Here is a 12,187-nt window from a genome sequence, read left to right on the forward strand (position 1 = left end):
AACTAACTCTTTAGTTTTGGATCCAGTGCATCCCGCAGACCATCGCCCAAAAGATTAAACGCCAGCACGGTTAAAAATATTGCCAGACTGGGGAAGATGGCCACGTGCGGTGCCATCACCATGTCGGCGCGCGCTTCGTTGAGCATTGCCCCCCACTCCGGCGTCGGCGGCTGAGCGCCCATGCCTAAAAATGACAGGCTCGCGGCGGTAATAATCGACGTGCCAATACGCATGGTGAAATAGACCACCACCGACGACAGCGTGCCGGGCAGAATATGCCGAAAAATAATCGTCCGGTCAGACGCACCAATGCTGCGTGCCGACTCGATATAGGTCAGATGTTTAAGCACCAAGGTGTTGGCACGCACCAGGCGGGCAAAGGCAGGAATACTGAAAATTGCCACTGCGACGATGACGTTAGTCATGCCATTGCCCATCACCGCCACGACGGCAATGGCCAGCAATATTCCCGGAAAAGCAAACAACACATCACATATTCGCATGGTGATTCGGTCCCACCAGCCCTCATAATAACCTGCCATTAGCCCAAGCACCGTCCCCATCGCGGCACCAAGAATGACCGATAACACCCCCGCCGCCAGCGAGATCCTTGCCCCCATTAATATACGGCTAAAAATATCGCGCCCGAGTGAATCAACGCCGAGCCAGTGCACCAGTGAAGGCCCTTCGTTTAAACGGTCATAATCAAAATAGTTCTCAGGATCAAAAGGCACTAACCACGGGGCCAACGCCGCCGCCGCAATCAGCACAATAACAAACGCCCCGGCGGCCAGCGCCACGTGCTGCTTGCGAAAACGTCGCCAAAAGGCGCGCAGGGGTGTGCGAACCGGCGTACGGGTTACGCTTTCCTGAGTTATCAACGGCATGGATGCCAGCGCGGCCTTGCGTCGCCAGTTTTTCATGCGCTTACTCACTTGTATCGAATGGAAGGATTGATGACCGCATAAAGCATGTCCACCAACAGATTAATCAAGATAAACTCCAGCGAAAACAGCAGGACTTCGGCCTGAATCACCGGATAATCGCGCATCTCTACGGAGTCTATTAACAGGCGGCCAAGACCCGGCCAGTTAAAGACTTTTTCGACGACAATTGATCCCCCAAGCAGGAAGCCGAACTGCAGCCCCATCATGGTTACGACCGGGATCATGGCATTGCGCAGGCCATGCTTCACCACCACCACGAACTCAGGAACCCCTTTGGCCCGTGCGGTACGCATGTAGTCTTCCTGCATCACTTCAACAAACGAGGCGCGCGTAAAGCGGGCCATAATAGAGGCCACCGCCGCACCCAGCGTCAATGAAGGCAAAATATAGTTGCGCCAGCCGTCAGCACCAATTGTCGGTAACCAGCCCAGATTAACCGAGAACACCTGCATCAACAGCATGCCCAGCGCAAACGCCGGAAACGAGATCCCCGATACCGCCAACGCCATACCAAGACGGTCCGGCCAGCGATTGCGCCAGACAGCAGAAACCACGCCAATAACCAGACCAAAAATCACCGACCACAGCATACTGGCCAGCGTTAAATACAGTGTGGGCATGAAACGCGCGCTGATTTCGTCAATAACTGGACGCTTTGACACCATAGAATGACCAAAATCACCCTGCAACGCGCGCCCGAAGAAAGTCAAAAACTGCTGCCACAGCGGCTTGTTCAGCCCCAAGTCCTGACGTACAAGTTCCACCACGCTCTGGTCGGCATCCTGTCCGGCCAGCATGCGCGCAGGGTCGCCCGGCAGTAGGTGAACAAACAGAAACACCAGCACCGCAACAATGAGCAACGTCGGGATCAGTCCCAGCAGGCGCTTGAGAAAATAATTCAGCATAATAAATTACGTGTATTCATTGAAACTCTCATCCCTCTCTTGCCCCACGGTAACCCGCGGGGCAACGGCGTTTTACAACGGCTATTTCACGTCAGCGTTATCAAAGTTGAATGAGGTATCCGGCATCACGTAAAAACCGGTCAGACGTTTGTTGTTGGCCGACAGCAGACGCTCGGTCGCCAAAAATGCCCACGGTGCATCGGCCCAGATGTGATCCTGCGCATCTTTGTAGAGCTTGGCCTTGGCCGTTTTATCCGTGGTATTGAGCGCATCGCTCAGGTCCTTATCAACCTGTGGATTGCTGTAAAATGCCGTATTGAACTGCTTCGGCGGTGCAGATTGGGTGGCAAACAGCGGCGTTAATGCCCAGTCAGCTTCGCCAGTAGATGCCGACCAGCCGGTGTAGAACATGCGCAGACCTGACTCTTTTTGGCCAACGTTTTCCACCTGAGCCGCACGCTGCGCCGCATCAAAGGCAGTCACCGTAACTTTAATACCCACCTGCGCAAGCTGCTGTTGAGCAAACTGCAGCACTTTTTGCGCGGTGCTGGAGTTGTGTGAAGACCACAGCGTCGTGGTGAAGCCGTTGGGATACCCCGCCTCTTTCAGCAGTTCACGTGCTTTTGCTGGGTCATAAGGCCAAGGCTTGTACTTCACGGAATACTCAATGCTCGACGGTAAAGGCCCTTCGGCAGGTACAGCATAACCGGCGAAGGCCACTTTAATCAGCGCCTGCTTATTGATGGCGTAGTTGATTGCTTGACGTACCTTGATGTTATCAAACGGCTTTTGTGTGACGTTGAAACTGATGTAACGCTGCAAGATAGAAGGCGATGAAACCAGGCTCAGCTTGCTGTTTTTCTCAAGCAACGATGCCTGTTCATAAGGAACAGGATAGGCTAAATCGGCTTCGCCGGTTTGCAGCATCGCCGCGCGGGTGTTGTTATCCACCACCGGACGCCAGGTGATAGTATCCAGCTTCGGCTCACCCTTTTTCCAGTAACCGTCAAACTTCTTCACTTTCACGAAATCGGTCTGGTTCCATTGGTCCAGCGTATAAGGCCCCGTCCCGACCGGATGGAAGCCGATATCTTTGCCGTATTTCGTCAAGGCGGCAGGAGAAATCATCACCGCAGAAGGATGTGCCAGGTTATTGATAAACGCCGAGAAAGGCGCTTTCAAGGTAATTTTAACTGTATTGGCATCCACTGCCTCGGTTTTGGCAATCATCTTGAACAGGTTGTAGCGCTTGAGATGGCTGTCAGGATTGCTGGCGCGGTCGAGGTTTACCTTCACCGCCGCCGCATTAAAGTCGGTGCCGTCCTGGAATTTGACGCCCGGATGCAGTTTGAGGGTGTAAGTCAGCCCATCCTGGCTCACCGTGTAGCTATCGGCCAAGACGTTAACCAGCTTCATGTCTTTGTCAAAACCGAACAGGCCCTGATAGAAAGACTTAGCCACCGCCTGAGAAAGCGTGTCGTTGGCGTCGTACGGGTCAAGCGAGGTGAAGTTTGAACCCACTGCAATCACCACGTCTTTTGCTGCCCAGGCCGAGCCTGAAGCCATTGCGCTGACCATCAAACTCGCCAACACGGCTTTGCGCATCATTTTCTGCTTCATATTGTTGATTCCTTATCCGTAGACTCTGAAAAAATAGTACCCAGTCAATCTCAAAAAATGCCGGCAATGGTGTGACGGGCAACGTAGTGCCCCTCTGAAACTCTTACCAGCGGTGCAATAACAGGTTCATTTCCGAGGGGCCGAATGGGGCTCGGAATTTCGTCGACCAACAGCGGTTGCTCAACGCGGCGATGCTGCGGATTGGCAACCGGCACGGCGGCCATCAGCTTGCGGGTATAGGCATGCTGCGGATTTTCGAAAATCGCCGCCCGCGGTCCAATCTCGACAATTTGCCCTAGATACATCACCGCCACGCGATGACTAATGCGCTCCACTACCGCCATGTCGTGAGAAATAAACAGGAAGGCAATGCCGAACTCTTTTTGTAAATCCATCAGTAAATTGACGATTTGCGCCTGAATAGACACATCCAACGCCGAAACAGATTCGTCGGCGATCACCACTTTAGGGTTCAGCGCCAGCGCGCGGGCAATGCAAATGCGCTGCCGCTGCCCGCCGGAAAACTCGTGGGGGTAGCGTTCTGCGTGCTCGGGCAACAGGCCCACTTTTTCGAGCAGCCATGAAACTCGGGCCTTGGCCTGCTGGCGGGTGCCTATTTTGTGCACCAGCAGCGGCTCCATAATCGAATATCCCACCGTCAGGCGCGGATCGAGTGAGGCGTAAGGGTCCTGAAAAATAAACTGAATATCACGGCGAAGATGCTGCAATGAGGCGTCTGAAAGCTGGCCTGCATGTTGGCCATCAAACACCGTTTTCCCGTTAAATATCACTGACCCACTTTGGCTCTCGACCAAGCGCAGCAAAGAGCGCCCGGTGGTGGATTTACCACAGCCCGACTCCCCCACCAACGCCAGTGTTTCTCCGGGATAGAGATCAAAGCTGACCTTTTCAACCGCATGTACGTTGCGCGTAATTCGATTGAACAATCCGCTGCGCAGTGGAAAACGGGTGACTAAATCACGCACCTGGAGAATAGGCGCGGCATCGGGAATTAAGGTGGTTTGAATCAGTGAGTCGGCCGAATCAGGCAAAGTGCCGTCTGCGGGGTGTAACAAGGGGAAACGCGCCGGCAGTTCAGTGCCTTTCATCGCCCCCAGTTTGGGTACGGCGGCTAGCAGTGCGCGGGTATACGCGTGCTGCGGACAAGTAAACACCGTGCTCACGTCACCCATTTCAACGCTTTCACCGCGATACATCACCAGAACTTTGTCAGCAATTTCGGCTACAACGCCCATATCATGGGTGATAAAAATTACCGCCATCTGCATCTCTTTTTGCAGCACACGGATCAGTTGCAGAATTTGTGCCTGAATGGTCACATCCAGCGCGGTAGTCGGCTCATCGGCAATCAGCAGCGCGGGTTTGCAGGAGAGCGCCATCGCAATCATCACCCGCTGGCGCATGCCGCCCGAGAGCTGATGAGGATAACTGTCGAGAATATTTTTTGCTTCAGGAATGCGCACCAGCTCAAGCATGCGCAGCGCTTCGGCGCGGGCAGAGGCCCTGTCTTTACCCTGATGCAGCCGAATTGACTCGGCAATTTGCTCACCGACCGGAAACACCGGATTAAGCGAGGTCATCGGCTCCTGAAAAATCATCGCCATATCCGCTCCGCGAAGCTTGCGCATCTCGGACTGCCCGGCAGCGGTTAAGTCAACCACCTGATTATTACGCCGACGGAAACTGATTTTTCCCTGATGCAGCAGGCCACCGCCCTGCTCGACCAAACGCATCAGCGCAAGTGAAGTCACCGATTTACCCGAGCCAGACTCTCCGACGATAGCCAGCGTCTCACCGCGATTCACCTCGAAGCTGAGGTCACGAACGGCATCAATTGCCTGCCCTTCATGGTCAAAACGCACGCTGAGTCCGCGCACTGAAAGCACCTGTTCCTCCGATAAAGAGAGCACAGACGTTGGCGGTGGAGAAATTTTCTGACTCACCCAAACTCCTTGAAAGTTAACGGCTCCCTGACCACAAACAAGCCTTTACGGGATTGACGGTCGATGACTTACTTATAAATAGCTACCGTTGGCGACTGACCCACACGGCCAAATCCGCGATACATACCTTCGCTGTTGAACGGCAGGCAAACGTTGCCTAAGCGGTCAATGGCGATCATTCCGCCTGAGCCTGCAAGCGCGACCAGTTTTTCCATCACCACTTTATCTGTGGCCTGCTGGAGCGTCATTCCGGCGTACTCGATTAAGGCAGCCACGTCATACGCCGCGACGGTGCGCATAAACACTTCTCCCGTACCAGTGCTTGAAACCGCGACAGTCTGGTTACTGGCATAGCACCCAGCACCAATAATCGGCGTGTCACCGACGCGTCCGACCTGTTTGTTGGTCATGCCCCCAGTAGACGTTGCCGCCGCCAGATTACCCATAGAATCCAAGGCAACCGCACCTACTGTGCCAAATTTGCGATCGGCGTCTAAAGGATCGTCCGAAACGCTGGCCTGAAGCGATGCCCCATCATGGTCGAGCATTACGCCCTGACTGGCTTTGGCGCGCGCAAGTTGGTCATAGCGTTCCTGGGTGAAAAAGTAGTCGGCCGCCACCATCTCCTGTCCGTGCTCACGAGCAAACGATTCCGCACCTGCGCCGGTAAACATGACGTGCGGGCTCTCTTCCATCACCTTTCTGGCGGTAAGAATAGGATTACGAATGTGGCTTACACAGCTAACCGCGCCGGCGTTCAGGGTACGGCCGTCCATAATGCAAGCGTCCAACTCATGCGTACCCTGATGGGTCATCACGGCACCAGTGCCCGCGTTAAACAATGGGCACTCCTCCAGCAGCCGCACGGCTTCGGTAACCGCATCTAGCGCAGTGCCGCCCGCCGCTAAAATAACCTGACCGCTGCTCACAATCTGTTCCAACGCCTGGAGATAAAGGCGTTCTTTTTCCGCGCTCATCGCCGCACGGGTAATCGCCCCAGCGCCGCCGTGAATGGCAATGACAGCGGCAGGTACAGTTGAAACGGGTTTTTCGTCAGAGGCAGCACTGAGGGTTGAACTCATTTTTTCACTCTTAATGCCTTAAAGGCAGTCTAAATAATAGTCGGGGAATTTGACTATATTTAGCAGGTCAGCGTATGTAAAGCTGAAATTTAAATCCAACCAAATGACGCTAATTGCTTAGAATATTTATAGAAAATAATGAGAAGAATCGAATAAGGCGGGGGGAATATAAAAAAGGAAAACCAGTTCACCCTGATTTTCCTTCTCGATATTAGGGGGTTCAGCTATGAGAGACGCGCTGCAAGCTGTTAATCCAACCGTATGATGGCGGTGAATCTACGCGACGAGCCCTACCATGGCGGCGCTGAATCAGTCCTTTGTCTTGCATTTCGTTGAGGTCTCGGCGAATTGTTTCCAAACTCACGTCTAACCAAAGCGCTAACTCATTAACCTGAACTACCTCATGCTGATCCACCAATTTCAGTATTGCCTGATGGCGGTTTTTTTTCATCACGATGCAACTCCAGACGCAGAAGACAATTTAATGTGACTTAAATCACATAAACGGAGGTAATAATACGCGCATACGACAAACATTTATGCGATCAATCTCATTATTTTGAAAAAAATTTGGACGTTGTTAACCCAATAATGATTGTTTTTCTCATTCTCCTGCTTTTTTCTTAAAATTTAATACTGTGCGTAAATGCGCTTTCGACAGGGGTAGCTTGGGCGCAAGCGGCTTTATCTGGCATAATGAGCAGAATTTTTCGACACAGTGATTCGCTGACTTTGCGGGCAGTCCTGCTCTTCGTCAGCGGGTTTTAAAAGGGTTTTATGATGGAAAATACGTTCACCTCGGGCCTTATTTCGCTGCAGGAAGCGCGGGATAAAATGCTTTCACAGACTGCGCCGCTCACTCAGGACGAAACTGAATGGCTGCCTTTAACGGAGTCTGCAGGCCGCATCACCGCCAGCCCAGTACGTTCACCCGTTTTTGTGCCCCCTTTCGATAACTCTGCGATGGACGGATACGCCATTCGCAGCACAGACTTCAGCAGCGATACCGTTTTCTCCGTTGCCGGTAAGGCCTTTGCAGGCGCACCTTTTAGCGGCGAATGGCCCGCTGGGAGCTGTATTCGCATCATGACCGGTGCACCGGTTCCGACGGGTGCTGATGCGGTTGTCATGCAGGAAGAGGCTGAAAAAATAGGAGACGGCGTTCGATTTACGGCTCATGTCGAAGCAGGACAAAACATTCGTTTAATCGGCGATGATATTCGTCAGGGGCAAAACGTTCTGGCGGCAGGCATTCGCCTCGGCGTGGCGCATTTACCGCTGCTAGCTTCGCTGGGTGTAGAGAAAGTCGAAGTCAACCGCCGCCTGAAGGTGGCCGTTTTCTCAACCGGTGACGAGCTGCAACCGGTCGGCATTCCTCTACAGGACGGCCAAATCTATGATACTAATCGGTTTGCGGTGCATCTGATGCTTCATCAAATGGGCTGTGAAGTATTGGATTTAGGGATTATCCGGGATGACCCCGCGGCACTTCGTCGGGCATTTCAACAGGCCGATGATTTTGCCGATTTAGTTATTAGCAGCGGTGGCGTGTCGGTTGGAGAAGCGGATTACACCAAAACGATGCTCGACGAACTGGGCAAGATTGGTTTTTGGAAACTGGCTATTAAGCCGGGTAAACCCTTTGCCTTTGGTAAGCTGAAAAATGCTTGGTTCTGCGGACTGCCCGGCAATCCGGTATCGGCAGTGTTGACTTTTTATCAGCTGGTTCAGCCGCTTATCGCCGCACTTTCGGCGCAAACTGATTGGAACCTGCCGCCGCGTTTGCGCGCCAAAGCGGCTACTTCCTTTAAAAAGACTCCTGGCCGACTCGATTTTCAGCGCGCGGTGTTTACCCACAATGCGCAGGGCGAACTCGAAGCCCGCACCACGGGTCCGCAGGGTTCTCACGTTTTCAGCTCTTACAGTCTGGCAAACTGCTTTGTGGTGCTGGAGCGCGACCGCGATGATGTCGCAGTGGGTGAATGGGTTGACGTTGAACCTTTTAATGCGCTGCTAAAAGGATAAGTCGATGACGTTGCCAGAGCTAAGCGATGCCGAGACCCTGCGCTACAATCGCCAGATAGTATTGCGCGGCTTCGACTTCGACGGACAAGAAAAGCTGAAAGCCAGCCACGCGCTAATTGTTGGCCTCGGCGGGCTGGGCTGTGCTGCGGCGCAATATCTTGCCGCCGCCGGAGTGGGGTCGCTGACGCTGCTCGATTTTGACACCGTGTCGCTCTCTAATCTGCAACGTCAAACTCTGCACACCGATGCCCGCATCGGCATGAAAAAAGTCGCCTCGGCGGCCATTGCGCTCGCGGGAGTCAATCCTCATCTCAGGCTACAACAAATAGACCATCAGCTTGAAGACGACGCCCTGCTTGCGCTCATTGCTCAGTGTGATGTGGTGATCGACTGTACGGACAATGTTGGCACTCGCAATCAGCTCAATAAACACTGTTTTCAGCTTAAGAAAGCGCTGGTTTCAGGCGCGGCAATTCGCATGGAGGGACAAGTCAGCGTATTTACTTATAAGCATGATGAGCCGTGCTATCGCTGTCTGAGTCGTTTATTTGGTGAAGATGTGCTGACCTGCGTTGAAGCTGGTGTCATGGCACCGCTGGTGGGCACCGTGGGGAGTTTGCAGGCGATGGAAGCCATCAAGTTGCTCACCGGCTACGGTGAAGTCAAAACCGGTCGGCTATTAATGTTTGATGCTATGTCGCTACAGTTTAGAGAAATGAAGTTGTTAAAAAATCCACACTGTGACGTTTGTGGGCGACCCGCTGAATAGGCTGCCGCGGCGCGCGTATAAAAGCAAAAAGGCCCGTCAAAGACAGGCCTTTTTTATTACCACAAACTTATGTAACAGCCATCGCGTAGATTAGCTATTGATGCCTTGGCTGCGCAGATAATCTTCGTAGTTGCCGGTGAAGTCAGTGATTTTATTTGGCGTAATTTCAATAATACGGCTCGCTAATGAACTCACGAATTCACGGTCGTGGGAAACGAAAATCAGGGTGCCTTCGAACATTTCCAGCGCCATGTTCAGCGATTCAATAGATTCCATATCCAGGTGGTTGGTAGGTTCATCCATCACCAGAATATTCGGTTTCTGCATCATCAGCTTACCGAACAGCATGCGGCCTTTTTCACCACCGGAAAGCACTTTCACTTTCTTGTTGATGTCGTCTTGGCCAAACAGTAAACGGCCCAGAATGCCGCGCACGGCCTGCTCGTCGTCTGATTCAGCTTTCCACTGACTCATCCAGTCGAACACGTTCAGGGAGTCATCGAATTCGTATTCGTGATCCTGTGCGTAGTAACCAATCTTGCAGTTTTCAGACCACTTAACGGTACCGGCATCTGGCAAGGTATCGCCGACCAGCGTTTTCAGCATCGTGGTTTTACCCACGCCGTTGGCACCGAGAATGGCAACTTTCTCACCGACTTCCAGCATCAGGCTGAAGCCCTTGAACAGGGGGCCGTTGTCGTAACCTTTGGTGATTTTTTCAACTTCCAAGGCGTTACGGAACAGTTTCTTGTCCTGCTCAAAGCGCATGTACGGGTTCTGGCGGCTTGATGCTTTGACTTCATCCAGCTGGATTTTGTCAATTTTCTTGGCACGCGAGGTCGCCTGCTTGGATTTGGAGGCGTTTGCGCTGAAGCGACTCACGAAAGATTGCAGCTCGGCAATCTGCGCCTTTTTCTTGGCGTTGTTAGCATTGAGAAGGTCACGAGCCTGCGTCGCCGCCGTCATGTATTCGTCGTAGTTGCCCGGGTAAACGCGCAGTTCGCCGTAGTCCAGGTCGGCCATGTGCGTACAGACCATGTTCAGGAAGTGACGGTCATGCGAGATAATAATCATGGTGCTGTTACGTTCGTTCAACACCTGCTCGAGCCAGCGAATGGTATCGATGTCGAGGTTGTTGGTTGGTTCGTCGAGCAGCAGAATTTCTGGATCCGAGAACAGTGCCTGTGCCAACAGAACGCGCAGTTTAAAGCCCGGCGCGATTTCGCTCATCGGGCCATAGTGCTGTTCAACCGGAATGCCTACGCCCAAGAGAAGTTCTCCGGCGCGAGACTCGGCGCTGTAGCCGTCCATCTCACCGTAGGCGACTTCGAGGTCAGCCACTTTATAGCCGTCTTCTTCGCTCATGTCTGGCATCGCGTAGATGCTGTCGCGCTCTTCTTTTACTGCCCACAGTTCGGCGTGGCCCATGATTACGGTATCAAGGACGCTGTATTTCTCGAAGGCGAACTGATCCTGGCGCAGCTTACCCAAACGTTCGTTAGGGTCGAGCACAACGTTACCGCCCGATGGCACCAAATCGCCACCGAGGATTTTCATAAAGGTAGATTTTCCGCAGCCGTTTGCGCCGATCAAACCATAACGGTTACCGCCGCCAAACTTAACGTTAATATTTTCAAATAGCGGCTTGCTGCCGAATTGCATGGTGATGTTATAAGTACTTAGCACAGCGCTCGCTCTTAGGTTAAATAGTGTAGAGTGTGATTTGGCGCGCATTATGCCATAAACCGGAAAAGAGATCGTGCGAAGTTTTGGTGAATTATTGCGCTACCCCGCGAGATAGCGCAGAAGAACCGGTCTTTTTTAGTTCACTAGGCTGCCCAACAGGCGCTTGAGAAGGGATTTTTTCTTTTTTCCACGACTGACGTCCTGCGACTGTTTGTTAAATTCTCCAAAGGCCGCTGGATTACGATAACTCTCTAATGAATAGCCCGCGGCGATCGCCTCATGGTAATACTGCTCAAAAAGCACGCGCAGCTCGTCACGCGGATGGGCCTCAATTTTGCCGTCAAACCAGTGGCACTTTTGCTCGGCCTCAAGGCGTGGCAGTGAAAACTGGTGCGAAAATTGGGTGCCCATCTTGGAATAATGCAGTGCCTTAAGCTGCTCAAGCGGAATATCATCGCCGTCGATATTGCTGTATTCCGCGCCTAATGGCTGAACTTTTTGCGGATTCTCTTCAAAGAAATTCTGCAATTTTTTATGCCCCAACGGGTCACGTCGCAGTTGCTGGATGTCGGGCAACACCTCTTTGGCAGCGGCACAGTCCCATACCAGCTCACCAAGGCGCAGTTCGCGTCCTGAACCCGACGCCAGCATCAGCCGACCCGGTGCAATTTCGTGGTCCCACATTTCGGCAACGTCGCTCATAAACATGATGTCGGCGTCCACATACAGCGCGCGGCCACTGAAGTGACAAAAGGCCGGGATCCCCCAACGGAAGGCTGAAAATGGCGTCGCCCAGCGATCGGTAGTCCATCCGGCACCTTTGCCGTCTGAATACCAGAAACTGTCTGGATCGCGAGAAAGCCTCATCCACTCTATCTGAATCGGTATAGAGGTGTGTTTACGCAGGCTGTATTCGAGCACCATCATCTGTTCAAGGTCGCAGTCGTTGGGATCGCATCCAACGAAAATGCGCGCAGGGGTTAAAGAAGCCGGCATATAAATAATCCTTTTTACAATTGACCAAGCGTCACTTACAGAACATTAACTAAAACTTCAAATTGTGCCAGTGCGTGGCGGCTTTTTTCAAATTTGCCCCAAACTAATCCAAAACAATTAAACGAAATCTAAACAAATAAAAAACCGCCGCATAAAATGAATTAGGCGGCGGTTTACTCTGCTTTAGCAGAAC

The 12,187-nt window shown here is 52.6% G+C and carries 10 protein-coding genes; 2 read left to right on the top strand and 8 right to left on the bottom strand.

Annotated features, from left to right (window positions below; translation table 11 throughout):
• Positions 1–2 precede the first annotated feature (2 nt).
• From gsiD to BS639_RS00730, 6 genes are all read right to left on the bottom strand, one after another.
• Positions 3–923, bottom strand: a complete 921-nt coding sequence (gene gsiD, locus BS639_RS00705) for a glutathione ABC transporter permease GsiD (RefSeq protein ID WP_084981973.1) — start codon at positions 921–923, stop codon at positions 3–5.
• An 8-nt stretch (positions 924–931) separates the two neighbouring features.
• On the bottom strand, positions 932–1,852 hold the full coding sequence (gene gsiC / locus BS639_RS00710) for a glutathione ABC transporter permease GsiC (RefSeq protein WP_055777787.1): 921 nt from the start codon (positions 1,850–1,852) through the stop codon (positions 932–934).
• 81 nt (positions 1,853–1,933) lie between these two features.
• A complete protein-coding gene (gene gsiB, locus BS639_RS00715) occupies positions 1,934–3,460 on the bottom strand; it encodes a glutathione ABC transporter substrate-binding protein GsiB (RefSeq protein WP_407690293.1) in 1,527 nt (508 codons plus the stop codon).
• A 62-nt stretch (positions 3,461–3,522) separates the two neighbouring features.
• Entirely contained in the window at positions 3,523–5,436 is a 1,914-nt protein-coding gene (locus BS639_RS00720; RefSeq protein ID WP_055777780.1) for a dipeptide ABC transporter ATP-binding protein, read from the bottom strand.
• A 68-nt stretch (positions 5,437–5,504) separates the two neighbouring features.
• Complete coding sequence (locus BS639_RS00725) at positions 5,505–6,518, bottom strand: isoaspartyl peptidase/L-asparaginase family protein (protein ID WP_055777777.1); 1,014 nt, start codon at positions 6,516–6,518, stop codon at positions 5,505–5,507.
• Between the two features lie 220 nt (positions 6,519–6,738).
• Entirely contained in the window at positions 6,739–6,969 is a 231-nt protein-coding gene (locus BS639_RS00730; protein WP_055777774.1) for a DeoR family transcriptional regulator, read from the bottom strand.
• A 329-nt stretch (positions 6,970–7,298) separates the two neighbouring features.
• Here BS639_RS00730 and moeA point away from each other — a divergent pair, with 329 nt between their 5' ends.
• Together moeA and moeB are read left to right on the top strand one after the other, a co-directional pair.
• The gene (gene moeA, locus BS639_RS00735; protein ID WP_055777771.1) at positions 7,299–8,543 is read left to right on the top strand and encodes a molybdopterin molybdotransferase MoeA; all 1,245 of its coding nucleotides are present in this window, start codon (positions 7,299–7,301) and stop codon (positions 8,541–8,543) included.
• Positions 8,544–8,547: 4 nt separating this feature from the next.
• The gene (gene moeB / locus BS639_RS00740; RefSeq protein ID WP_084981974.1) at positions 8,548–9,312 is read left to right on the top strand and encodes a molybdopterin-synthase adenylyltransferase MoeB; all 765 of its coding nucleotides are present in this window, start codon (positions 8,548–8,550) and stop codon (positions 9,310–9,312) included.
• A 90-nt stretch (positions 9,313–9,402) separates the two neighbouring features.
• Here moeB and BS639_RS00745 read toward each other — a convergent pair whose 3' ends face one another.
• A complete protein-coding gene (locus tag BS639_RS00745) occupies positions 9,403–10,998 on the bottom strand; it encodes an ABC-F family ATPase (RefSeq protein WP_072156455.1) in 1,596 nt (531 codons plus the stop codon).
• Between the two features lie 135 nt (positions 10,999–11,133).
• Positions 11,134–11,994, bottom strand: coding sequence for a glycosyl transferase (locus BS639_RS00750; RefSeq protein WP_084981975.1), 861 nt, complete (start codon positions 11,992–11,994; stop codon positions 11,134–11,136).
• Positions 11,995–12,187 lie beyond the last annotated feature (193 nt).

This window comes from Rouxiella silvae (assembly GCF_002093625.1).
GTDB classification, from domain to species: Bacteria; Pseudomonadota; Gammaproteobacteria; order Enterobacterales; family Enterobacteriaceae; genus Rouxiella; species Rouxiella silvae.